This window comes from Chiayiivirga flava (assembly GCF_014202825.1).
In the GTDB taxonomy this organism is placed as follows: domain Bacteria; phylum Pseudomonadota; class Gammaproteobacteria; order Xanthomonadales; family Xanthomonadaceae; genus Chiayiivirga; species Chiayiivirga flava.
In genome coordinates this window covers 1-21,971 of sequence record NZ_JACHHP010000002.1, presented here as the reverse complement: position 1 = coordinate 21,971, position 21,971 = coordinate 1, and the positions used below count along the sequence as shown (strand labels likewise).

General features: G+C 68.7%; 22 protein-coding genes. 14 read left to right on the top strand and 8 right to left on the bottom strand.

All coding sequences use genetic code 11. The features are described 5' to 3' along the window. Window positions 1-139: 139 nt before the first annotated feature. Window positions 140-1,270, bottom strand: a complete 1,131-nt coding sequence (locus HNQ52_RS04725) for a GGDEF domain-containing protein (protein ID WP_183959983.1) — start codon at window positions 1,268-1,270, stop codon at window positions 140-142. A 183-nt stretch (window positions 1,271-1,453) separates the two neighbouring features. On the opposite strand from HNQ52_RS04725, the gene HNQ52_RS04720 reads away from it, so the two are divergent. Continuing rightward, window positions 1,454-3,595 carry a prolyl oligopeptidase family serine peptidase gene (locus tag HNQ52_RS04720; RefSeq protein WP_183959982.1) on the top strand — a complete coding sequence of 714 codons (2,142 nt, stop codon included), beginning with the start codon at window positions 1,454-1,456 and terminating at the stop codon, window positions 3,593-3,595. A gap of 125 nt (window positions 3,596-3,720) precedes the next feature. Here HNQ52_RS04720 and HNQ52_RS04715 read toward each other — a convergent pair whose 3' ends face one another. Continuing rightward, window positions 3,721-4,389 (bottom strand): hypothetical protein, encoded by a 669-nt coding sequence (locus HNQ52_RS04715; RefSeq protein WP_183959981.1) that lies wholly within the window; start codon window positions 4,387-4,389, stop codon window positions 3,721-3,723. A 41-nt stretch (window positions 4,390-4,430) separates the two neighbouring features. Here HNQ52_RS04715 and lptM point away from each other — a divergent pair, with 41 nt between their 5' ends. From lptM to HNQ52_RS04680, 8 genes are all read left to right on the top strand, one after another. Next, window positions 4,431-4,553 (top strand): LPS translocon maturation chaperone LptM, encoded by a 123-nt coding sequence (gene lptM / locus HNQ52_RS16810; protein ID WP_221281946.1) that lies wholly within the window; start codon window positions 4,431-4,433, stop codon window positions 4,551-4,553. After that, window positions 4,550-5,389 (top strand): diaminopimelate epimerase, encoded by an 840-nt coding sequence (dapF, locus tag HNQ52_RS04710; protein ID WP_246387616.1) that lies wholly within the window; start codon window positions 4,550-4,552, stop codon window positions 5,387-5,389. The genes lptM and dapF overlap by 4 nt, the downstream gene beginning before the upstream one ends. Further along, window positions 5,386-6,060 (top strand): DUF484 family protein, encoded by a 675-nt coding sequence (locus tag HNQ52_RS04705; protein ID WP_183959980.1) that lies wholly within the window; start codon window positions 5,386-5,388, stop codon window positions 6,058-6,060. Before dapF ends, HNQ52_RS04705 begins: the two co-directional genes overlap by 4 nt. A 24-nt stretch (window positions 6,061-6,084) precedes the next feature. Beyond that, the gene (locus HNQ52_RS04700; RefSeq protein ID WP_183959979.1) at window positions 6,085-6,981 is read left to right on the top strand and encodes a tyrosine recombinase XerC; all 897 of its coding nucleotides are present in this window, start codon (window positions 6,085-6,087) and stop codon (window positions 6,979-6,981) included. A gap of 7 nt (window positions 6,982-6,988) precedes the next feature. Next, window positions 6,989-7,258 (top strand): DUF3253 domain-containing protein, encoded by a 270-nt coding sequence (locus tag HNQ52_RS04695; RefSeq protein ID WP_183959978.1) that lies wholly within the window; start codon window positions 6,989-6,991, stop codon window positions 7,256-7,258. Window positions 7,259-7,327: 69 nt separating this feature from the next. Next, window positions 7,328-7,867 (top strand): ATP-dependent protease subunit HslV, encoded by a 540-nt coding sequence (gene hslV / locus HNQ52_RS04690; protein WP_183959977.1) that lies wholly within the window; start codon window positions 7,328-7,330, stop codon window positions 7,865-7,867. A 218-nt stretch (window positions 7,868-8,085) separates the two neighbouring features. Further along, window positions 8,086-9,417, top strand: coding sequence for an ATP-dependent protease ATPase subunit HslU (hslU, locus tag HNQ52_RS04685; protein ID WP_183959976.1), 1,332 nt, complete (start codon window positions 8,086-8,088; stop codon window positions 9,415-9,417). Window positions 9,418-9,530: 113 nt separating this feature from the next. After that, window positions 9,531-9,893 carry a gamma-butyrobetaine hydroxylase-like domain-containing protein gene (locus tag HNQ52_RS04680; RefSeq protein ID WP_183959975.1) on the top strand — a complete coding sequence of 121 codons (363 nt, stop codon included), beginning with the start codon at window positions 9,531-9,533 and terminating at the stop codon, window positions 9,891-9,893. Window positions 9,894-9,899: 6 nt separating this feature from the next. Here the strand turns inward: HNQ52_RS04680 and lpxL are convergent, their stop codons facing one another. Then, window positions 9,900-10,823 carry an LpxL/LpxP family Kdo(2)-lipid IV(A) lauroyl/palmitoleoyl acyltransferase gene (gene lpxL, locus HNQ52_RS04675; RefSeq protein ID WP_183959974.1) on the bottom strand — a complete coding sequence of 308 codons (924 nt, stop codon included), beginning with the start codon at window positions 10,821-10,823 and terminating at the stop codon, window positions 9,900-9,902. Window positions 10,824-10,956: 133 nt separating this feature from the next. Here lpxL and hemB point away from each other — a divergent pair, with 133 nt between their 5' ends. From hemB to HNQ52_RS04655, 4 genes are all read left to right on the top strand, one after another. Further along, a complete protein-coding gene (gene hemB, locus HNQ52_RS04670; RefSeq protein ID WP_183959973.1) occupies window positions 10,957-11,946 on the top strand; it encodes a porphobilinogen synthase in 990 nt (329 codons plus the stop codon). 255 nt (window positions 11,947-12,201) lie between these two features. Then, window positions 12,202-13,068 (top strand): shikimate dehydrogenase, encoded by an 867-nt coding sequence (gene aroE, locus HNQ52_RS04665; protein WP_183959972.1) that lies wholly within the window; start codon window positions 12,202-12,204, stop codon window positions 13,066-13,068. 19 nt (window positions 13,069-13,087) lie between these two features. After that, entirely contained in the window at window positions 13,088-13,366 is a 279-nt protein-coding gene (locus HNQ52_RS04660; RefSeq protein WP_183959971.1) for a YkgJ family cysteine cluster protein, read from the top strand. 238 nt (window positions 13,367-13,604) lie between these two features. Further along, entirely contained in the window at window positions 13,605-14,039 is a 435-nt protein-coding gene (locus HNQ52_RS04655; protein WP_183959970.1) for a hypothetical protein, read from the top strand. Between the two features lie 13 nt (window positions 14,040-14,052). Here HNQ52_RS04655 and HNQ52_RS04650 read toward each other — a convergent pair whose 3' ends face one another. Next, a complete protein-coding gene (locus HNQ52_RS04650) occupies window positions 14,053-14,586 on the bottom strand; it encodes a gamma carbonic anhydrase family protein (RefSeq protein ID WP_183959969.1) in 534 nt (177 codons plus the stop codon). 98 nt (window positions 14,587-14,684) lie between these two features. Here HNQ52_RS04650 and HNQ52_RS04645 point away from each other — a divergent pair, with 98 nt between their 5' ends. Then, the gene (locus HNQ52_RS04645) at window positions 14,685-16,010 is read left to right on the top strand and encodes an amidohydrolase family protein (protein WP_183959968.1); all 1,326 of its coding nucleotides are present in this window, start codon (window positions 14,685-14,687) and stop codon (window positions 16,008-16,010) included. A gap of 389 nt (window positions 16,011-16,399) precedes the next feature. Here HNQ52_RS04645 and HNQ52_RS04640 read toward each other — a convergent pair whose 3' ends face one another. From HNQ52_RS04640 to HNQ52_RS04625, 4 genes are all read right to left on the bottom strand, one after another. Then, window positions 16,400-16,744: a hypothetical protein gene (locus tag HNQ52_RS04640; RefSeq protein WP_183959967.1), complete on the bottom strand. Its 345-nt coding sequence runs from the start codon at window positions 16,742-16,744 to the stop codon at window positions 16,400-16,402. Further along, on the bottom strand, window positions 16,723-17,448 hold the full coding sequence (locus HNQ52_RS04635) for a Dph6-related ATP pyrophosphatase (RefSeq protein WP_183959966.1): 726 nt from the start codon (window positions 17,446-17,448) through the stop codon (window positions 16,723-16,725). The genes HNQ52_RS04640 and HNQ52_RS04635 overlap by 22 nt, the downstream gene beginning before the upstream one ends. A gap of 229 nt (window positions 17,449-17,677) precedes the next feature. Next, on the bottom strand, window positions 17,678-18,229 hold the full coding sequence (locus HNQ52_RS04630) for a response regulator (RefSeq protein ID WP_183959965.1): 552 nt from the start codon (window positions 18,227-18,229) through the stop codon (window positions 17,678-17,680). A 130-nt stretch (window positions 18,230-18,359) separates the two neighbouring features. Continuing rightward, on the bottom strand, window positions 18,360-21,641 hold the full coding sequence (locus tag HNQ52_RS04625; RefSeq protein WP_183959964.1) for an amidohydrolase family protein: 3,282 nt from the start codon (window positions 21,639-21,641) through the stop codon (window positions 18,360-18,362). Window positions 21,642-21,971: the final 330 nt, after the last annotated feature.

Genomic DNA, 21,971 nt, shown 5'->3' with positions numbered 1-21,971 from the left:
GCGGGAGCGGCGCAAACGCGGGGCCGACGATGCCGCGGTTCAGGTCATCCATGCGGTCGGCTCGCCGGGCTGGGCGATCCCGTGGGACCCGCGGGTGCGCGATCACCGCGTGGACGAACCTTGCCCGGTTGCCGAACCCTCACCCCTCCGCGCAGACCACGCGGTCGCGCCCCTCGGCCTTGGCACGGTACAGCGCGCGGTCGGCGCGCAGATACATCGCTTCGCCCATTTCGCCCGGCAGCAGGTCCGCCACGCCGATGCTGGCCCGCACCGCGTCCGCACCGACGACGAGGGGCAGTGGCGAGGTGCCCAGGTCGACGCGGAAGCGGTCCGCAAGCACGGCCGCCGCGTCCGCGCGCAGACCCGGCAACAGCAACGCGAATTCCTCGCCGCCCACGCGCGCGAGCTGCACGCCGCGCTCGCCCAGCTGCTCTCGCAGCCGCTGGGCGAACGCGACCAGCGCCAGATCGCCGGCAACATGGCCGTGGGTGTCGTTGAAGCGCTTGAAGTGATCGATGTCGACGATCAGCAGTGCCAGCGGCTGGTCCTCGACGTGTGCGCGCGCCACTTCGGCGTCGAGCGCCTCGGAGAAATGCCGCCGGTTGGCGAGACCGGTCAGCGCATCGAGCCGGCTCAGCGTTTCGAAGCGGTCGCGCTGGATCCGCAGTTCCTCGTCCAGGTCCAGCCGCAGTCGGTACTCGCGATGGCTCGACACCAGCGCAAGCACCAGATACGCGAAATACACCAGCAGCGCCCAGGCCGGCCCCGCACCCGCGTCGACACGCCAGGTGACGCACAGCGCCGGAAGGTACACCAGCGTCAGGCACGCCAGCGCGCGTCCGCGGCGCATGCTCAGGGTGTGCGCGCACGCGGTGGCGTAGGCGACCGTGCACAGCAGGATCGGCACATTTGCCGCGGCAAAGCGCGCGTCCAGCATCACCAGCCCGCTCGCCACGCCCCACAGCGCGGCCGTGGCGAAAACGATGCCCCACTGCAGATTCAGCCACCGGGGGTGGGCACGCTCGTTGTCCAGCGCCGGCCGCACCACCACGCGCAGCACGGCCAGCACCAGGAACGCCGCGGCCACCGCCAGCGCATGCACCGGATACACGCTGCCGAGCGGCGAATAGGCCACGAGCAGCGTCCAGCCGAACAGGTAGAAGACGCCGCCGATACGCATGCGGCGGCGCGTATCGAACACTTCCTGACGCAGGCGTCCCGGCGCGACGACCGCCGATCCTGCGTCGGCGTCCCGGATCGATCGATTCATCCAGCCCCGCCCCTGTCACGGTGCTGCCGGCCATGTGTCGGCAGCCGCGATAGTGCCACGGTTTCGCGGGACGGCACATCGGCGGCGCGTACCGGGTGGCGCAACCGTGACTTCAGGCCGCCGGCCGGGTGGCGGCTTCGTGCTAGGGTCGTGCGCCGACCGCATCCGTTCAGGAGGACCCCCATGCGCCGTTCGTCGCTCGCCTGGCTCAGTGCCGGGCTCTTGTCTGCCGTTGCCGGAGCACAGACCGTGAACACCGAAGCCCCCGCGTCCGCCGCCCCGCCGGACGACCCCTACGTCTGGCTCGAAGACGTCACCGGCGACAAGGCGCTCGCCTGGGTGCGCGAGCGCAACGCCGAAAGCAAGAAGGCGCTGGAGGGCGACCTCGCCTTCAAGACGCTCGAAGCCGATCTGCTCGCCATCCTCGATTCGGACGAGAAGATTCCGTACGTCGACAAGCAGGGCGAGTACTATTACAACTTCTGGAAGGACAAGAACCACCAGCGCGGCCTCTGGCGCCGTACCACGCTGGCCGAGTACCGCAAGGACGAGCCGCAGTGGGAGACGGTGCTCGACCTGGATGCGCTGAACAAGGCCGAGGGCGAGAACTGGGTCTGGCACGGCGCCGACTGCCTGCGTCCGAAGGAACAGGACGCGCCTTACGTGCGCTGCCTGATCGCGCTCTCGCGCGGCGGCGCCGACGCCGACGTGACGCGCGAGTTCGACCTGTCCACCCGGCAGTTCGTCAAGGACGGTTTCTTCCGCCCCGAAGCCAAGGGCGGGCTCGGCTGGATCGACGAGGACACCGTCTACGTCTTCACCGATTTCGGCGACGGCACGATGACCAGCTCCGGGTACCCGCGCATCGTCAAGGAGTGGAAGCGCGGCACGCCGATGCAGGACGCCAAGGTCGTCTACGAAGGCACCGACGGCGACATGTACATCGCCGCGTATCGCGACCACACGCGCGGCTACGAGCGCGACTTCGTCAGCCGCACCATTGCGTTCTACAACGACGAGCTCTACCTGCGCGGCAAGGACGGCAAGCTCGTCAGGATCGACGCGCCCAACAGCGTCAACAAGGGCGCCTACCGCGACCTGCTGACCTTCGAGCTGCGCGAACCGTGGAGCGTGGGCGGCAAGGACTACGCCGCCGGATCGCTGCTGGCGGCCAGGCTCGACGACTACCTCGCCGGCAAGCGCGAGATGCAGGTGGTGTTCGCACCGGACGAGCGCAGCTCGCTCGCCGGCTTCGGCGCGACGAAGGATTACTTCTTCATCAACGTGCTGGAAGACGTGAAGAACCGCATCTATCTCGTGAAACCCGGCAAGGACGGCTGGACGCGCGAGCCCCTGCCCGGCGTGCCGGAGTTCGGCACCGTGGGCATCAGCGCGATCGACGACGAGGAATCGAACGACTACTTCCTCACCGTCACCGATTACGTGACCCCGACGTCGCTGATGATCGGCACCCTCGGCGAAGGCAAACCGCAGCCGCTCAAGCAGCTGCCTGCATTCTTCGATGCGAACAATCTGGCCATCACGCAGCAGTTCGCCACGTCCAAGGACGGCACCAAGGTGCCGTACTTCATGGTGGCCGACAAGGCGATCGAGAAGAACGGCAAGAATCCCACGCTGCTGTACGGCTATGGCGGATTCGAGGTATCGCTCACGCCCGGCTACAACGCCGGTGTCGGGCGCGGCTGGCTGAGCCAGGGCGGCGTCTACGTGGTGGCCAACATCCGCGGCGGCGGCGAGTACGGCCCGCGCTGGCACCAGGCCGCGCTCAAGCGCAATCGCCTGCGCGCCTACGAGGACTTCGCCGCGGTGGCCGAAGACCTGATCGCGAAGAAGATCACCTCGCCCAAGCACCTCGGCATCCAGGGCGGCAGCAACGGCGGCCTGCTGATGGGCAACATGACGGTGCTGTACCCGCAGCTGTTCGGCGCGGTGGTGTGCCAGGTGCCGCTGCTGGACATGAAGCGCTACCACAAGCTGCTCGCGGGCGCGTCGTGGATGGCCGAGTACGGCGATCCGGACAAGCCGGAGGAATGGGAATTCATCAAGGCGTTCTCGCCGTACCAGAACGTGAAGCCCGAGGTCGACTACCCGCCGGTGCTGTTCACCACGTCCACCCGCGACGACCGCGTGCACCCCGGCCACGCGCGCAAGATGATGGCGAAGATGAAGGAGCAGGAACACGACGTGGTGTACTACGAAAACATCGAAGGTGGCCACGGCGGCGCGGCGGACAACAGGCAGCTCGCGCACATGCAGGCGCTGGCCTACACCTTCCTCAAGCAGAAACTGTTCGTGAAGGACTGAGCGTCCTTCACGGCCGCTCCCCGATCAGCGGGCAGGACGCGGATCGGGGGCCGCGCGTCGGAGCGAGGGCGCGGGGCCGGATCGAGAACCGCCAAAGGCGGCTGCAGCGGCAGCCGCCACGGGCGTCACCAGCCGGCGTTTTCCAGCAGGCGCCTGGTCGAGTCGTTCGCCGGGCGCGCGATGAGTCCGCCGCGTCCGCCCAGCGAGATCGCGTACGTGGCGCCGTCGAGCATCGGCAGATAGGCCGCGCTGCCGTATTCGGTATCGACGAACGGCAGGTACTGCGGAAACTGCCGCTTGATCGTCCACAGATCCGGGAACGCATCCTGCGACAGCGGATGCACGCTGCGCGTGGCCTCGCGCTCCTGCTTGGGGTCGCCGTATCGCCCCGAGAGCCGTTCCAGCCGGTACAGCGGCGGCGCGCCGGCAAGCAGGGCAGGCAACTGCCACTTGATGACGCGGGCGTCGAGCTGCCACTCGTCGCCGGCGATCTCGAACGTGCGTACTCCGCCGTCGGCGGTTTTCAGCGTGGCGGTGTAGCGCTGCGGTTCCACCTGGCGCAGGGCGAGCGTGGCCACCTGCGTTTCGCCGTCGAGCTCCAGGTAGTGGTACAGCGCGGCCGAAAGCGCGGCAAGGCCGATCGCGGCCAGCGCGAATCCGATCACCAGCACCAGGCGCAACCCGGCGCCACCGTAGCGGCGCTTGCGTGCGCACTTGCGCATGCCGCCGACGAAGATCAGCGCGAACATCGCGCAGGCGAGGGCAGGAATCAGGACGAACCAGAACGGTGACATGGCAGCTCCGCGGTCGCTGAACTGGCGATTATACTGCCGGCATGAAAACCCTCCTTCGTTTCGCCGCCGCCTGCGCCCTGTTCGCCGCCATCGCCGCCTGCGGGCAGAAGGGCGACCTGGTGCGGCCGAGCCCCGCCGCAGCGGTTCCCGCGCCGGCGCGATGAGCGGTCCGCGCGGTCGGCGCTTCACCAAGATGCACGGTGCGGGCAACGACTTCGTCATGCTCGACCGCCGAACGCAGTCCGCGCCGCTGGATCCGGCCGTCGCCGTCGCGCTCGCCGATCGCCATCGCGGCGTTGGCTGCGACCAGGTCATCACCATCGAGGCGCCGCGCAGCGAGGGCGCCGTGGCCTATTACGGCATCTGGAACGCCGACGGCAGCCCGTCGCGGCAGTGCGGCAACGGCGCGCGTTGCGTCGCCGCGTGGCTGCTGCGCGACGGGCTTTCCGCGGAGCGCTTCGTGCTCGACAGCCCGGCCGGACGTGTCACCGCGCAGCGCCGCGGCGACGGCGGCATCGCCATCGAGATGGGCGTGCCGGACTTCTCGCCGGCCGCCATCGGGCTGGACGTCGAAGACGCCGCCGATCCCTATGCCTGGCAGGTCGCGGGCCGCGATGTGCGCTTCGGCGCGGTGTCGATCGGCAACCCGCACGCGGTGATCGACGTCGACGATGTCGCGGCCGCGCCACTGGCGACGCTCGGACCGGCCCTGCAGGGCGAAGCGGCGTTCCGCGAGGGCTGCAATGTCGGCGTCGCGCAGGTGCTCGCGCCCGATCGCATCCGGCTGCGCGTGTTCGAACGCGGCGCGGGCGAAACGCTCGCCTGCGGCAGCGGCGCGTGTGCCGCGGTCGCGGTGCTGGCGCGGCGCGGCCGCGTCGGCGACGCCGTGGCGGTCGAACTGCCCGGCGGCACCCTGCACATCGCCTGGACCGGTGCTGGCAACCCCATCTGGCTCGCCGGTCCCACCGCATTCGTTTTCGAAGGAGACTTCATCGCATGAGCGACGTCATCAAGGACGGTCCGGGCGCCAACGAGGTGGCCGCGTACCTGCGCCGCCACCCGCGCTTCCTGCACGAATTTCCCGACCTCGCGCTGAGCCTGGCGATGCCGCGCGACGAAGGCCAGGCCACGTCGCTCGCGAGCTACCAGCTCGACGTGCTGCGCGACAAGAACCGCGAGCTGAACCGGCGCCTGCAGGAACTGTTCACCGTCGCCAACGAAAACGAACGCCTCACCGTGCGCGTGCACCAGCTCACGCTGGCACTGCTGCGCGCCGGCGATCTGTCCGCCACGCTGCGCACGCTCGTGGCCTGCCTCACCGAGGATTTCCGCAGCGAACTGGTGCGCGTGCTGCTGTTCCGCGGCGAGGGCCTGGAGGCGGCCGACTGGCTGCGCATCGTGCCGGCGGACGATCCCGCACTGCAGCCGTTCGCAGAATTCCGCCAGGCCGCCGAACCGCTCTGCGGCCGGTTGCAGGACGACAAGATGGCGGTGCTGTTCGGCGCGCGCGCGCTCGTGGTGAACTCCACCGCGCTGATGCCGGTCGGCACGCGCGGCATGCTCGCGATCGGCAGCACCGATCCGAACCGGTTCTATCCCGGCATGGGCACGCTGTTCCTGCGCCTGATGGCCGAAGCGCTCGACGCCGCGCTGGCGCGCTTCGACGCGTGATCGCGCCGTGACGTCGTCTCGCCGATGACCGCCGCACTGCGCGCGCCGCTCGACGCGTTTCTCGCGCAACTGCGCGTGGAACGCCGGCTTTCGCCGCACACGCTTGCGGCGTACCGGCGCGATCTGGACGTGCTGCTGACGCACGCCGAGGCGCAACGGCTGCGCAGCTGGCGCGAGTTCGGCAGCGAAGCGCTGCGCAGCGTGATCGCGGCCGAGCACCGCCGCGGCCTGTCGGCGAAAAGCCTGCAGCGCCTGTTGTCGACATGTCGCGGCTTTTTCCGGTCGCAGCTGCGCGACGGCGCCATCCTCGTCGATCCCGGCGCCGGCCTGCGCGCGCCCAAGGCACCGCGCAAGCTGCCGCAGGTGCTCGACCCGGACGAGATGACGCAGCTGGTGGAGCTGTCCGGCGACGCGCCTCTCGAGCTGCGCGATCGCGCGCTGCTGGAGCTCTTCTATTCCTCCGGCCTGCGCCTGTCCGAGCTGTGCGGCCTGCGCTGGCGCGACCTCGATCTCGCCGACGCGGTGGCGCGCGTGCGCGGCAAGGGCGACAAGGTGCGCGTGGTGCCCGTGGGTTCGCACGCGCGTACCGCGCTGGAGGCCTGGGGCGCCGTCGGCGGCCGTGCGCCCGAGGCACCGGTGTTCGCCGGCCGCGGCGGCGCACCGATCAGCGCACGTGCGGTGCAGCAGCGCGTCAAGCTCGCCGCGCAGCGCCAGGGCATCTTCAAGCGCGTGCATCCGCACCTGTTGCGGCACTCGTGCGCGAGCCACGTGCTCGAATCCTCCGGCGACCTGCGCGGCGTGCAGGAACTGCTCGGCCATGCCGACATCGCCACCACGCAGATCTACACCCATCTCGATTTCCAGCATCTGGCGCGCGTGTACGACGCAGCGCATCCGCGCGCGCGGCGCAAGCCGGCCTAGTGCATCGATGCGCGCCGTCGACGATGCGCGGATCGAACACGTCATCTTCGACCTGCTCGCGGCGCGCGCGGACGGAGCCTCGATCTGCCCGTCGGACGTCGCCCGTGCACTGCACGACGACGAGCGCGCATGGCGCGCCCTGCTGCCGTGCGTGCGCGACGTCGCCATGCAGCTGGCCCGCCACCGACGCCTGCGCTTCACCCGCGGCGCCGCCACGCTCGATCCGGAAGCGCCCGGCCGCGGCCCGATCCGGCTGCGGCTGCCCGCACGCGCGTGACGGCCGACCCCGGTTGATCGCTGCCGCCCGCACCCCATATCTGCCCGACCGAACGAACGGACTTCCCACGTGAGTCAGGACACCTTCCACGCCACCACCATCGTCAGCGTGCGTCGCGGCGACCGCGTCGTCATCGGCGGCGACGGGCAGGTGACGCTCGGCAACACCATCGTCAAGTCGAACGCACGCAAGATCCGCCGCCTCGGCAACGGCAAGGTGCTCGCGGGCTTCGCCGGCGCCACGGCCGATGCCTTCACGCTGTTCGAGCTGTTCGAAGCCAAACTCGAAAAACACGGCGGGCAACTGGTGCGCGCGGCGGTGGAGATGGCCAAGGAATGGCGCACTGACCGGCGGCTCGGCCGCCTCGAAGCCATGCTCGCGGTCGCCGACCGGGAGGCCTCGCTCCTGCTGTCGGGCAACGGCGACGTGCTCGAACCGGAAAACGGCCTGATCGCGATCGGCTCGGGCGGCCCCTTCGCCCAGGCCGCGGCCAAGGCGCTGTACGACAACACCGAGCTCGATGCCCGCCAGATCGTCGAAAAGGCGCTCGCCATCGCCGGCGACATCTGCATTTATACGAACCGCAACACGACGATCGAAGAGCTTTGAAGGCGGTGATTCGGGATTCGTGATTCGGGATTCGTGATTCGTGATTCGAAAGAGCGTGTACGGGCAATTCCGAAGACGCCTTCTGTTCCGAACCGCGTTTGCGAATCACCAATCCCGAATCTCGAATCACGAATCACGAATCCCGGAATCCCGGAATCCCGGAATCCCGGAATCCCGGAATCCCGAATCACGAATCACGAATCACGAATCACGAACCCATGAGCTCACTCACCCCGCGCGAAATCGTCAACGAACTCGACCGCTGGATCGTCGGCCAGAACGCCGCGAAACGCGCGGTCGCCATCGCCCTGCGCAACCGCTGGCGCCGCATGCAGCTCGAACCGGAGCTGCGGCGCGAAGTCACGCCGAAGAACATCCTGATGATCGGCCCCACCGGTGTCGGCAAGACCGAAATCGCGCGCCGTCTCGCCACGCTCGCCAACGCACCGTTCGTGAAAGTGGAGGCGACGCGCTTCACCGAAGTGGGCTACGTCGGCAAGGATGTCGAGCAGATCATCCGTGATCTCGCCGACACCGCGGTGAAGATGCAGCGCGAACAGGCCAAGCAGCGCGTGCGCAGCCAGGCCGAGGACCGCGCCGAAGACCGCATCCTCGATGCACTGTTGCCGCGCCGACGCGATGCCGCCGGTTGGCCGCAGAACGACGATGCCGCAGAAACCGACACGCGGCAGAAACTCCGCAAGCAGTTGCGCGAAGGCAAGTTGGACGAGCGCGAGATCGAGCTCGAAACCGCCGTCAACGCCGGCATCGACATCATGGCCCCGCCCGGCATGGAGGAGATGGGCCAGCAACTGCGCCAGATGTTCTCGCAGCTGGGCAGCGGCAAGACGCAGAAGCGCACGCTGGCCATCAAAGCCGCGCGGCCGCTGCTGATCGAGGAGGAGGCCGGCAAGCTCGTCAACGAGGACGAGATCCGCGAGCGCGCCATCGATCTGTGCGAGCAGAACGGCATCGTCTTCATCGACGAGATCGACAAGGTGGCCAAGCGCTCGGAAGGCTACGGCGCCGATGTGAGCCGCGAAGGCGTGCAGCGCGACCTGCTGCCGCTGGTGGAAGGCTCGGTGGTCAGCACCAAGTACGGTGCGGTGAAGACCGACCACATCCTGTTCATTGCTTCGGGCGCGTTCCACGTCGCCAAACCGTCGGACCTGATTCCCGAGCTGCAGGGCCGCTTCCCGATCCGCGTGGAACTGAACTCGCTGACGCGCGACGATTTCCGGCGCATCCTGACCGAGCCGCACAGTGCGCTGACGCGCCAGTACCAGGCCCTGCTCGGCACCGAAGGGCTGACGATCGAATTCACCGACGATGCGATCGATCGTCTCGCCGGCATCGCGTTCGAGGTCAACGAGACCACCGAAAACATCGGTGCCAGGCGCCTGCATACGGTGCTCGAAAAGCTGCTCGACGTGTTGTCGTACGAGGCGCCGGATCGGGACGGCGACGCCGTGCGCATCGATGCCGCGTACGTGGACAGGTACCTGGGCGAGCTGTCGCGCGACCAGGATCTGAGCCGCTACATTCTTTGAGGCGGTTGCGTCTGTTTCGCCGCGCTATCGACTGGCCGTCCCAGCCCCTGCTTTGAGCCCTTCCCCCTTGACGGGGGAAGGACTTTGGGTCCAACACAGAAGACCAAGCACGCGTGACAACCAACCCGCATCCCACCGACATCACGCTGCACAAGGCCTCGCACCGCCTCGACATCGCCTTCGACACCGGAGAGACCTTCGCGCTGCCGGCCGAGTACCTGCGCGTGCATTCGCCATCGGCCGAAGTGCAGGGACATCACCCGAGCCAGAAGGCGCTGGTCGCAGGCAAGCGCCACGTCAACATCGCGGGCATCGAACCGGTCGGCAACTACGCCGTGCTTCTGCGCTTCGACGACGGTCACGCCAGCGGCATCTTCAGCTGGGTGACGCTGCACACGCTCGGCCGCGCGTTCGATGCGAACTGGCGCGACTACCTCGCCGCGCTCGACGCCGCCGGGCTATCGCGCGATCCCTGAGGTGCGTCAGCGGTACGGCGACGGCGCGCCGTCCGGCCGGCGCTTGAAGCGCTGGTGCAACCACAGGTACTGGCTGGGGGCGGCGCGAATCATCGCTTCCACCTCGGCCATCACGCGCGCGGTATCGTGCGTTGCATCGCTGCCCGGGAAGTCCGCCAGCGCCGCCTTCACCTCCAGCGTGTAGCTGCCGTCGGCCTCGCGCCGGTGCGCGAACGGCAGCACCGCCGCACCCGACAGCCGTGCGAGCTGGTGCGTCGAGGTGAGGCTCCACGCCGCATGCCCGAAAAACGGAACGAACACGCTGTCGCCGCGCATCGTTTCCTGGTCGGGCGCAAACCACAGCATGCCGCCCTGCTTGAGGTGGCGCAGGGCGGGACGCAGCTCCTCGCGCGTGAACATGGCGCTCGCATAACGCAGGCGGCCGCGCTTGACCGCCCACTCCAGCGCGGCCTGATCGTGTTCCCGGTACATCCCGGCGAGCTCGATGTGATCGCACAGCAGGCGTCCGCACAACTCCAGCGTCATGAAGTGGCCCGAGATCAGCATCACGCCGCGTCCGCTCGCCTGCGCCGCGCGCAGATGTTCGAGCCCGGTGATGCGCACTGACGCGCGCATCGGCGCGACCGAACCCCACCACGCGCGCGCGAATTCGAACAGGCCGATGCCGATGCTGGCGAAGTTGTCGTGCAGCAGGCGGTTGCGCTGCGTCTCGTCGAGCTCGGGAAAACACAGCGCAAGATTGGTTTCGACCACGTGGCGCCGACTGCGCATCGTGATGCGCATGAGCGCACCGAGCGCGACGCCGAGCGCGCGCTGCAGCGGCCACGGCAGCTTCGCCAGCACCCACACGATGCCGACGCCGATCCATACCGGCCACTCGCGCGGTGCGAGCGGCGGACGCGGGAGCGGGAGCGTGGGAGGCAGCGGCATCCGGCAATTCTAAGGCACGGTTCGAGCCTGGAGCCGCCAGCGTGTCGCAAGCCCGCGCAACGCTGCGACGTGCTGCGGACATGCCGCCTGCCGGCGCAGGCGTACAATGCCGATTTGCCTCTCGGCCCCCGCCATGACCTTCCCGCACCACCGCCCGCGCCGCATGCGCCGCGACGACTTTTCCCGCCGCCTCATGCGCGAAACCGTGCTCACCGCCGACGATCTGATCTATCCCGTCTTCGTGCACGAAAAATCCGGTCGCGAAGCCATCGCCTCGATGCCCGGTATTGAGCGCGTGTCCATCGACGAACTGCTTCGCGTCGGCGAGGAGGCAGCATTGCTGCGGGTGCCCGCATTGGCGCTGTTCCCGGTCACGCCGCCCGAGGCCAAGTCGCTCGACGCCGCCGCCGCCTGGCATGAGGACGGCCTCGTGCAGCGCGCGGTGCGAGCGCTGAAAGCGCGTTTCCCCGAACTCGGCGTCATCACCGACGTGGCGCTCGATCCCTACACCACGCACGGCCAGGACGGCCTCATAGACGACAGCGGCTACGTCGTGAACGACGCCACCGTCGAAGCGCTCGTGAAACAGGCCGTCTCGCACGCGCAGGCCGGCGCCGACATCGTCGCGCCATCGGACATGATGGACGGCCGCATCGGCGCGGTCCGCGCCGCGTTCGAACGCGACGGCCACATCCATACCCGCATCCTTGCCTATTCGGCGAAATACGCATCGGCCTTCTACGGCCCGTTCCGCGATGCGGTCGGATCCGCCGCGAGCCTGGGCAAGGGCAACAAATTCACCTACCAGATGGACCCGGGCAACAGCGACGAGGCGTTGCGCGAAGTGGCGCTCGACCTCGACGAGGGCGCCGACATGGTGATGGTGAAACCCGGGCTGCCGTACCTCGACATCGTGCGCCGCGTGAAGCAGCGCTTCGGTGTGCCCACGTTCGTCTACCAGGTCAGCGGCGAGTACGCGATGTTGGTCGCCGCGGCGCAGAACGGCTGGCTCGACCGTCGCGCCTGCGCGCTCGAAGCGCTCACCAGCATCAAGCGCGCCGGTGCCGACGCGGTGCTCAGCTATTTCGCGCTCGATGCCGCGCGCTGGCTGAGAGAGGGATGAGTCTTTGCTGTTTCGTCGTCCCGGCGAACGCCGGGACCCAGCGACGCGGCTCTGTTCGCCTGCGTCGAATGCCGGATCGAAGCCAACGTCTCCGGGTTCCGGCTTTCGCCGGGACGACGACCGGAGCATTGCTGCGAAAGGCATCTCGACCGGGCGATTCTTGACCCGCTGCCAGAATATCGGCGCGTGTTGGCCGCATCGCCGAACGCACATGATGCGCCGATACCCCGACTCACCTCGCAGACAGGAACGACCATGCAGCAAGCTCACTCGCTTTCCGGCACCCCGCGTTACGCCGTGTTCGGTCAACCCATCGCGCATTCGCAGTCGCCGGCGATCCACCGGCATTTCGCCGACCAGTTCGGCATCGTGCTGCGTTACGACGCCATCGAAGCCGCGCCCGCTCAGTTCGCGGACGTGCTTGCACAGTTCGCGCACGGCGGCGGCATCGGCGCCAACGTCACGCTGCCGCTGAAGGAACTCGCCGCGTCGCTGTGCGCCGAACTCGGCGACGCCGCACGCATCGCCGGCACGGTGAACACACTCACGCGTCTTGGAGACGGCTGGCGCGGCGACAACACCGACGGCGACGGCCTCGTGCGCGACATCACCGATCACCTGGGCCAGGACCTGCGCGGCCGTCGCACCCTGCTGCTCGGCGCCGGCGGCGCGGCGCGCGGCGTGGCGCCGGCCCTGCTCGACGCTGGCATCGACGAGCTCGTCATCGCCAACCGCACGCCCGAGCGCGCAGACGCACTCGCCGACCGCATCGGCCAGCCCGACCGCGCGCACAGCCGCTACTGGGCCGACCTCGCCCATGCCGGCGCGTTCGACCTGATCGTCAACGCCACCTCCGCCGGACGCGGCAGCGCGGCGCTGGCGCTGCCGTCGTCGCTGCTCGGCGCGCGCTGCCTGTGCTACGACCTCAGCTACGGCGAAGCCGCGACCGGCTTCCTCGCGTGGGCACGCAGCGGCGGCGCGCTGCAGGCGGTCGACGGCCTCGGCATGCTGATCGAGCAGGCCGCGTCCGCGTTCGAACGCTGGCACGGCCAGCGCCCGGACACCGCGCCCGTGCATGCGGCACTGCGCGCCCGCGCCGCCGCGCTGCACACGGCCGACTGACGCGCCGCATCGCCCCGCCGTGGACTGCCGTCCCGCCTGCGGCGCGTGCTGCATCGCGCCGTCGATCTCCTCGCCGATTCCCGGCATGCCGCACGGCAAACCCGCGGGCATGCCGTGCGTGCAACTGCGCGACGACTTCGCGTGCGCGATCTTCGGCCGGCCGGAGCGTCCGGCGGTGTGCGCGTCGCTGCGCCCGCATCTGTCGATGTGCGGCACGACACGCACCGACGCCCTCGGCGCCCTGCAACACCTGGAGGCGATGACGGCGCCGGACGGCGTCGGCGCTCTGCGGCGATGACGCCCGGCGTCCGCGCAGCGGCGCGCCGTCGCCGGTCGCCCGGCCACACTGCCGGAGCTGCGCGTAAACACGGGACGTGTTTCGCACATACGCAGAATTCGGCATCACGGTGCGGCCGCCCGACGCTCGCGTTCGCACCGGGCACAGCTTCGGTCCCCGCGCGGCAAATCCTTGCCGCCGATCGTTTTTTTGCCGGACAGACAGCCGATGTTCATTGATTCGGCACTACGGTTCGGCAATGAAACCGACCCGTTCCCCACTCCCGCGCCGCTTGCGCAAGCGCCACTGGTTCGCAGCCGCCGTGGCGCTGTCTTCTTCGTCCGCGTTTGCGGCCAAGCGCCCGGAACCGGTGATCCTCACCCTCGACGGCAAGCACTACGTCAGCTACCAGACCGTCGAATTCGACCCCGCCAACCACCTGGTGCTGGCGCCGGACGCGGGCATGAGCAACTGCCAGCCGACGCCGGACGACGGCGGCGCGCCGGGCAGTTTCGATCTGGTGTATTCGGATGCCGGCGATCTGGTCTCGGTCGACACCATCGCGCTGCATTTCGCGCCGACGCAGCTGGTCATGACGACGGCGCTCGGCAACGTGGTGTGCGAGGGCCAGGCGCTGGGCTGGCAGACCGGTTTCGATCGCATCTACGCCGACGAGTTCGACGCCGACCAGTGACGCACGCCGGCCGTCAGGCCATCGCGAGATAACGGTCCTTGAGCCGCACGTAATGCTGCGCGCTGTAGTGCAGCTGCTCGATCTGCCGATCGTCGAGCTTGCGCACGAATTTCGCGGGGTTGCCGAGCCACAGCTCCGCCTCGCCGACGGTCTTGCCCGGCGGCACCACGGCACCGGCGCCGACGAACCCGTACTTCTTCACCGTCACGCCGTCGAGCACGCGGGCGCCCATGCCGATCAGGACGAAATCCTCGACGGTGCACGCATGCAGGATGGCGCCGTGGCCGACGGTGACATCGTTGCCGACGAGGGTCGGAAAGCCGCCCGGCGTGTACGGACCGTCATGCGTCACGTGCACGATGGTGCCGTCCTGGATATTGCTGCGCGCGCCGATGCGGATGTGGTGCACGTCGCCGCGCAGCACGCACAGCGGCCACACCGAGGCATCGTCGCCGAGTTCGACATCGCCGATGACGGTGGCGGCCGGATCGACATAGACGCGCGCGCCGAGACGCGGCATGGCGTCGAGATAGGGTCGCAGAGGCATGGGCCGTATCGTACCAGCGCATCGCCGCGCGGCAAGGCGGCGCGGCGATGCGTGGCTCCGTTACGATAGGGCGGGGTCCGAACATCGAAGGGGTTGCCATGCGTGCGCCGCTGCTTCTGCTGTGCCTGTTGTCCGCCGGCGCGTCCGCCGCGGACGTGACCGCGCTCGTCGGCGGCACCCTCGTCGACGGCACCCTGCGCGAGCCGATCGCCGATTCGGTGGTGCTGATCGAAGGCGAGCGCATCGTCGCGGTGGGCAGCGTCGACAGCCTGCCGGTGCCGGCGGGTGCCACGGTCGTATCGACGGAAGGCATGACCGTGCTGCCCGGGCTGTGGGACATGCACGTGCACCTGATGATCAACGGCCACGCCGACTACGCGCACTGGGACAAGACCTACCCGGCGCGCTTCCGCAGCGAGATCATGCCGGCGTCCGCGCTGCAGCTGCTGCACGCCGGCATCACCGGCGCGCGCGATCTCGGCGGGCCGCTGGAGGATTCGATCGCGATCCGGGATGCCGTCAACAGCGGACGCATTCCCGGCCCGACGCTGTTCGTCTCCGGTCCGTTCATCCAGAAAACGCCCTATCCGGGCACCGAAGCCTTCCGCTGGGGCGTGGATTCGCCCGAGGACGCGCGCGCGAAGGTGAAGCGCCTTGCCGACGCCGGCGTGGATGTCATCAAGCTCATCGACCAGGACCAGATGAGCGATGCCGAAGTGAAAGCCGTTATCGACGCGGCGCACGCGCGCGATCTGCCGGTCGTGGCGCATGCGCACCGGCCCGAGGAAGTGCGGCGCGCGCTGAAATACGGCGCCGATTGCCTGGAACACACCGGCTTCGCCGCGGCACCCGAGTACCCGCCAGACATCATCGAACTGCTGCGCGAGCGCACCGCCAACATGGCGCGCGGCCCGCTGTTCTGGACGCCCACGATCGAGGGCCTCTACAACTTCCCGTACACGGTCAAGCACCACGAACACATCGACGACACGCGCTGGCACGAAGGCCTGCAGCCGGACACCATCGCCGACATCCGCGCCTCGCTCGCACATCCGGAGCGCATCGGGTACTTCCAGCAGACGCCGCAGCGCTGGCCGACGCTCGCGCGCAAGTTCTCGCAGCTGCGCGAATCCGGCGCGATGCTGCTGGTGGGCACCGATTCGGGCATCCCGATGAAGTTCCACAGCGACAGCACCTGGCACGAGCTGGAGGTGTGGGTGAACAAGCTCGACGTCGACCCGGTCGATGCGATCCGCGCCGCCACGTACTGGCCGGCGGTGGCGATGAAGGCCGACGCGGACTACGGCACCGTGGCCGAAGGCAAGTACGCCGACCTCATCGCGGTGCGCGGCGATGTGCTGCGCAACATCGCGCTGCTGCAGCGCGTGGACGTGGTCATCAAGCACGGCAGGCGGGTGAGGTAGGCCGGGCATCGATCCGGAACTGCCTGCGCGTCCGGGCGCGCCGTCTGCGCCGCGCAATGATCCCGGGACGCCGGACACGGAGCCGGGCAAAGCCCCTCTCCCCGTGGGAGAGGGGTTGGGGAGAGGGTCCGGCGAAGCCTCGCTGCGGCAGTCTTATCTTGGTCCAACACGCCGTACTGCTGCTGCAGCAAGATGCGTGAGCCCATCGGTCTACGTCCGCTCGGACGAAGCCCACCAACTCGATTCGACCGCACCCTCATCCGGCGCTGCCGGTTCGGCATGCGGTAGCTGCCTCACCCTTCTCCCGGCAGGAGAAGGGCAGGCATGCTCACGGATGCGGCGAGGAATCGGCCGCCGCAGTGGCCGCCCGCCGCGATGGCAGTGCGCCGTTACGCCGCCGACACATCCTTCAGCTGCCACGCGCTCCCGGCCAGCATGCGCAGGCGATGCTTGAGGATGTTGCCCGACAGCGTCGTCGTCGCGATCAGGTCGATCTTCAGGTCGCGCTGCTCGCCCGTCACGGTGGCCGACGGATCGGTCGCGCCCATGGCCTCGTCGACACCGTCCGGATCGTCCTGCTGGTTGCGCCAGCGTTCGAACAGCGCGGTCGAACGCAACGCGTCCTGCAGTTCGGCGGCAAAGCCGTCGGCACCGTTGGAGCGGAACGAAAGCCCGGCGTCGCTGCCGCGCGCGGCGGCGGGGTCGGGCAGGGTCAGGTGGTAACGCTGGGCCATGGCATGTCTCCGTGAGGATCGTTCGCAGACTCTAGCGTCTCCGGCGTCGCATAGATGAATCGCGCATCACGCGTGATGCGGTGCGTCGCGCGCAGCGCGATCGGCGCGGCGAACATCGGGCCGCCACGGACGGCGGTGTGGAACTCGCCCTGTTCGCCGCAGGGATCGATCCGGGGTGGCAGCGCATCGAGCAGGCCGTGGTCGAAGTCGCGCCCGGCAAACGCGGCATCCAGTTGCGTGGTGTCGACACAGCACAGCGTCGCGCGCAGGCTGCCGTCGATCATCTCGCGCGCCAGCGCCGCGGTGTCGCTTGCCCACAGCGGAAAGACCGCGTTCCAGCCCAGGCGTGCGCACAGTGCTTCGCGCCAGGCGCGCACGTCCGCGAGGAACAGGTCGCCGAAGGCAATATGCCGCAGCGCCGGCCAGCGCCGCCGCAGCGTGGCGAGCGCGGCCGCGAACGCGGCTTCGTAGGCGGCGTTGTCCGGGTTCGCAGGCAACGGCATCGCGAGCAGCGGCAACGCGGCCGCTGACGCCTGTGCGTCGAGCAGCGCGCGCGGCAGGCGGTGCACCGCGACAGCGCCGCTGCCCGCGTCCACGCTCGTCAGCAGCGCGCACACGTGCCAGCGCGGATCGGCACGCAGCATGTGCAGCATCCACGCCGAATCCTTGCCACCGCTCCAGGCGAGCACGATCGGCTGTGTCATGCGCGTGCGGTCATTCGCGGAGGCTCAAGCGCGGCGCGCAAGGCAGATGAGAGACAAGGCCACACACGATGTCGCGGTTGCACGGCAGACAACGCCTCGGTGAACACGGAGCACCCCAATCGATAGGCCTTCTCCCTGCGGGAGAAGGTGCCGGCAGGCGGATGAGGGCGGCACCTCGCACGCCGACCTCAACGACACATGCACGCCCCGTCCCTGCAACGCGTACAGCTCAGCCCTCGCCCGCGTCGGTGGCCGACGCGCCGGCGCCGTGCCGCTGCGGCAACCGGTCCGGTCCCAGCAACCGTTCGATGCGATGGAACACTTCCGAGCGCGAGAACGGCTTCTTCATGAAATCGTCGGCGCCGATGCGCTGCGCGTAGAACTGTTCGGTGGCCAGCTCGTTGCCGCTGATCATGATGACCGGCAGATCGCGCGTGGCCGCTTCGCGCCGCAGACGGCGCAATGCCTCGAAGCCGTTCATGCCCGGCAGCACGATGTCGAGGAACACCAGGTGCAGCGGTCCGCTGCGCGCGATGTCCAGGCCGGCCTCGGCGTCGCCGGCTTCGAGCACCTCGAAGCCGTTCTGCTGCAGCATGCGCCGCAGCAGCGCGACGATGGTGGGCGAGTCGTCGATCACCAGCACGCGCATGCCGGCCGCGGCGTGGATGCGCGGTTTGCCGCGGCGGTCGATGCCGTCCGGGCCCACCTCCACCGGGCCGACGAAGTCGCCTTCGTCGGTGTGCGTCGGCGGCTCGGGCGCACGCGCCGGGGCACGGCCCATCCAGTTCCTGAGCGAATCGATCAATCCCACGGCGTCCGTCCCCCACGGCAGTTGCCGCAGTGTCCTCCGCGGCGCGGGGCTTGGCAACGCATGCGGTCGGGCGGCGCGCGCCGCCCGACCGCAGCGCACGTCAATGCCGGTGCGCGGCGCCGGATTTCGGGCAGTGGCACGGCATCGTCGGGCCGTATTCGAGGCCGTAGGTCTTGCCGTCGCGGTGACGCTGCCAGAAGAACGTCGGTGCCGGCACGGCGCGGTTGCCGATCTCGGCCATGTCGGCGTCCACATCGAACAGGCGGCCGTTGACCATCACGTAGCGTGTGTCGGCGGTGGCGCGGATGTCGTCGAGCGGATTGGAGTCGAGCACCACGAGGTCGGCCTTCTTGCCCGCCTCGATCGACCCCAGCTCCTTGCCAAGTCCCAGCAGGTCGACGCCGTCGAAGGTGAAGGCGCGCAGCGCTTCCCAGTTGCTGAAACCGCCCTGGGTCAGCATCCAGGTTTCCCAGTGCGGCGACAGGCCCTGCAGCTGGCCGTGGCCGCCGACCTGGATCTTCACGCCGGCGTCGCGCAGCGCCTTCGCGGCCTTGGCCACTTCGATGTGGTAGTAGTCCCAGTCCGGCGCTGTCTCGCGGCGCACGCTGCGTGCGTCGAGCGTCTCGCGCGGGAAGAAGCGGTTGAGCTTTTTGTCTTCCCACACGTTGTCGCGGGCGTACCACCAGAACTCGCCGGAGAGGCCGCCGTAGCTCACCACCAGCGTCGGCGTGTTGCGCACGTCGGTGGCCTTCCACAGGCCGATCACGTCCTTGTACAGCGGTGCCACCGGAACGTTGTGTTCGATGCTGGTCACGCCGTCGAGGATCATCGGCAGGTTGTGGTACAGCGTGGAGCCGCCTTCCTCCACCACCAGCATGCCGAGTTCGCGCGCGGCCTGGTTGATCTGCTGGTGCTGGTTCCGGCGCGGCTGGTTGTAGCTCTTGACGCTGAAGGCGCCGTTGGCTTGCATGCGGCGCAGGTGCGAGCGCGCGTCGTCGAGCGAATCGACCACGGCCTTGAAGTCGCCGTCGGCGCCGTAAAGGATGGTGCCGGTCGAGAAGATGCGCGGGCCCACCATCGTGCCGGCCTTCACGAGTTCGCCCTGCGAGAACACGAACTCGGTGGTGGCGGACGGATCGTGCGTGGTGGTGATGCCGAACGCGAGGTTGGCGTAATAGGCCCAGTTCTGCTGCGGGATCACGCCGCTGCCGAAATGCGCCACGTGCGCGTGCACGTCCGCGTAGCCGGGCACGATGGTCTTGCCGGCGGCATCGATCACGCGCGCATTCGACGGCACCGACACATCCTTGCCCACGGCGCGGATCGTGTCGCCGTCGATCACGACGGTGCCGTTCTCGATCACCTCCTGCGTGGTCTCGGAGTCCCGCATCGTCACGATGCGTGCGTTGGTGAAGGCGACCACGTCGCGTGGCGTGTCCACCGGTGCCGACAGGCCGAGCTTCATGCCCTTCGCCGATTCGGGCTTGGGCAACTCCTTCGCCGCGCCGGGCACGAAGGCGAACAGATCGGTGAGGTCGCGGCTGAAGTATTCGTCGCCGACGGTCCAGTGCAGCGACTTCGAATCCGCCGCCCAGTGCAGGTACGAACCCGCATCGCGGCTCACGCGCGTGACCGGAATGCCCTTGCTGTCCTTGGACAGCTCGATGCTGCCGCCGGTGCTCGGCAGCGGCGCCACGTAGGCGTTGAACAGCTCGGTGAACGCCACCCACTTGCCGTCCGGGCTCACGCTGACGAGGTCCGGATACTTGAGCGAAAACACCTCGCGCGATTGCTCGCCGTTGAGGCCGGCGGACATCAGCTTCTTCGTGAGTCCGCCGCCGGTGAAATACAGGATGCGCGAGCCATCGGCGGAAAACTGCGGACTCTCGCCGGTGTTCGCGATGCGTCGCGGCGTGCCGCCCGCCGCCGGCATCACGTAGATGCCGCGATCGCCCGACCACATGGCGCCGGTGAGCCCGCCGCCGCCGGATTTCGCATACACGATGTTACGTCCGTCCGGCGAGTAGCGCGGGCCGTAGTAGAAGCCCGGCTGCGTCGTGATCCTGCGATCGGTGCCGGCCGCGAGATCGCGTTCGTGGATGGCGACGAGGTCCGCGTCGTTCCACACCGTGTAGAGCAGCTTGCGGCCGTCCGCGCTGAAGCTGGGCTGGTATTCGTACACGCCGGTGCTCGCGGTGAGCCGCTTTGGCGTGCCGCTCGGCAGCGCGCGCGTCCACAGCTGGCCCAGCGCATGGAAGACCACGGTCCTGCCGTCCGGGCTCGTGGCCACGTCGCGGATCATCTTCGGGGAGAAATTGCCTTCATCGAGCGTGCGGTCGAAACGCAGCGGCTGCGCCAGCGTCTGTTGGACCTGTGCGGTGAACGGGATGTTGGTCTGGCTGCCGTCGGCGGCATCCACGCGCCACAGCTTGCCTTTCGCCCACACCACGAGGGCGGACGCATCGGGCGTCCAGTCGTAGTTCGCGTACGGGCCGAAGATCGCCCAGGCCTCCTGCATGTCGTGGCTGAGGCCGTCCCACAGCGGGCGCACTTCGCCCGATTGCAGATCCAGCACGTGCAGCACGGTCTTCTCGCGGATGCGCTTGACGAACGCGAGCGATTTTCCATCCGGCGACGGCTGCGGACGCACTGCGCCGCCGGGCGTGGACACCACGTCCTCGATCTCGCCGGTGGTGCGGTCCAGGCGACGGATCGCGTAGATGGTGTCGTGCGGATTCTTGTTGTACTGGAAGAACGGGCCGTCGCTCACGTCCTCGGAAAAATACACGTAGCGGCCGTCCGGCGAGACCGCCGGTTCGCCCTGGTCCTGCTGGTCGTTCTTCTGCTTGGTCAGCTGCAGGCCGTCGCCGCCGCTCACGTGGAACATCCACAACTCGCCCGCGCCGAGCGAACGCTGGCCGGTGAAATGCTTGCGCCCGATGATGTACTGCCCGTCCGGCGTCCACGCCGGATTGTTCATCAGTCGGAAACGCTCCTTCGACACCTGCGTGGTCTTGCCGCCGTCGATCGCGATGCGCCAGAGGTTGTTGCCGCCGTCGCGATCGGAGGTGAAGGCGAGTTCGCGGCCGTCGGGCGAGAAGCGCGGCTGCACGTCGAACGCGGGGCCGGAGGTCAGGCGCGTGGCGCGGCCGCCGTCGATCGGCAGCAGATAGATGTCGCCCAGCAGCGTGAACGCGATGCGCTTGCCGTCCGGGCTCACATCGAGATCCAGCCACGTGCCTTCGTCGGTCTCGAAGGAGACGGAACTGGTCTTGCCGTGCGCGGCATTGACGTCCCACGTGGCGTCGTCGTCCTTCTTCGTGTCCGCCGCGAACGCCGCGCCGGTGGCCAGCGCAAGCAGGCCGAGTGCCAAGTATCGCATCGGAGATCTCCGGTGTTATGGCCGTTTTCGGCCGGCGTCCCAGTCCAGCACCGTAGCTGAGTCGGTTGGGTCATGCCATATCAACAGCCCTATTTGATGACACAGCACACATCGTGCGCTTTGAGCGCATGGCATTGCGTAGGAAGGACTATTACGAGCTGGCACGCGCCTAGTACCAAGGAAGGAACTCAGATGCAAACGGGAATTTTGAAGGCATGGAACGGGCGTTCGGGCTTGCGGTCGTTGCTTGCGTGGACGGTGCTGGCGGCGGGGCTGTCGGGATCGACGCTGGCGCCGGTGGGCTGGGCGGTGGCCCGCATGGATGGCGCT

What these genes read in the sequence shown, in the direction of transcription:
- lpxL (WP_183959974.1), bottom strand. Translation starts at nt 10,823, where the DNA reads ATGCCGCTGCCTCCCACGCTCCCGCTCCCGCGTCCGCCGCTCGCACCG.
- HNQ52_RS04655 (WP_183959970.1), top strand. Translation starts at nt 13,605, where the DNA reads ATGAAACCGACCCGTTCCCCACTCCCGCGCCGCTTGCGCAAGCGCCAC.
- HNQ52_RS04640 (WP_183959967.1), bottom strand. Translation starts at nt 16,744, where the DNA reads ATGGCCCAGCGTTACCACCTGACCCTGCCCGACCCCGCCGCCGCGCGC.
- HNQ52_RS04650 (WP_183959969.1), bottom strand. Translation starts at nt 14,586, where the DNA reads ATGCCTCTGCGACCCTATCTCGACGCCATGCCGCGTCTCGGCGCGCGC.
- HNQ52_RS04695 (WP_183959978.1), top strand. Translation starts at nt 6,989, where the DNA reads ATGCGCGCCGTCGACGATGCGCGGATCGAACACGTCATCTTCGACCTG.
- lptM (WP_221281946.1), top strand. Translation starts at nt 4,431, where the DNA reads ATGAAAACCCTCCTTCGTTTCGCCGCCGCCTGCGCCCTGTTCGCCGCC.
- HNQ52_RS04725 (WP_183959983.1), bottom strand. Translation starts at nt 1,270, where the DNA reads ATGAATCGATCGATCCGGGACGCCGACGCAGGATCGGCGGTCGTCGCG.
- HNQ52_RS04645 (WP_183959968.1), top strand. Translation starts at nt 14,685, where the DNA reads ATGCGTGCGCCGCTGCTTCTGCTGTGCCTGTTGTCCGCCGGCGCGTCC.
- hslU (WP_183959976.1), top strand. Translation starts at nt 8,086, where the DNA reads ATGAGCTCACTCACCCCGCGCGAAATCGTCAACGAACTCGACCGCTGG.
- HNQ52_RS04705 (WP_183959980.1), top strand. Translation starts at nt 5,386, where the DNA reads ATGAGCGACGTCATCAAGGACGGTCCGGGCGCCAACGAGGTGGCCGCG.
- HNQ52_RS04715 (WP_183959981.1), bottom strand. Translation starts at nt 4,389, where the DNA reads ATGTCACCGTTCTGGTTCGTCCTGATTCCTGCCCTCGCCTGCGCGATG.
- hemB (WP_183959973.1), top strand. Translation starts at nt 10,957, where the DNA reads ATGACCTTCCCGCACCACCGCCCGCGCCGCATGCGCCGCGACGACTTT.
- HNQ52_RS04720 (WP_183959982.1), top strand. Translation starts at nt 1,454, where the DNA reads ATGCGCCGTTCGTCGCTCGCCTGGCTCAGTGCCGGGCTCTTGTCTGCC.
- dapF (WP_246387616.1), top strand. Translation starts at nt 4,550, where the DNA reads ATGAGCGGTCCGCGCGGTCGGCGCTTCACCAAGATGCACGGTGCGGGC.
- HNQ52_RS04625 (WP_183959964.1), bottom strand. Translation starts at nt 21,641, where the DNA reads ATGCGATACTTGGCACTCGGCCTGCTTGCGCTGGCCACCGGCGCGGCG.
- HNQ52_RS04635 (WP_183959966.1), bottom strand. Translation starts at nt 17,448, where the DNA reads ATGACACAGCCGATCGTGCTCGCCTGGAGCGGTGGCAAGGATTCGGCG.
- aroE (WP_183959972.1), top strand. Translation starts at nt 12,202, where the DNA reads ATGCAGCAAGCTCACTCGCTTTCCGGCACCCCGCGTTACGCCGTGTTC.
- HNQ52_RS04630 (WP_183959965.1), bottom strand. Translation starts at nt 18,229, where the DNA reads ATGGGCCGTGCCCCGGCGCGTGCGCCCGAGCCGCCGACGCACACCGAC.
- HNQ52_RS04700 (WP_183959979.1), top strand. Translation starts at nt 6,085, where the DNA reads ATGACCGCCGCACTGCGCGCGCCGCTCGACGCGTTTCTCGCGCAACTG.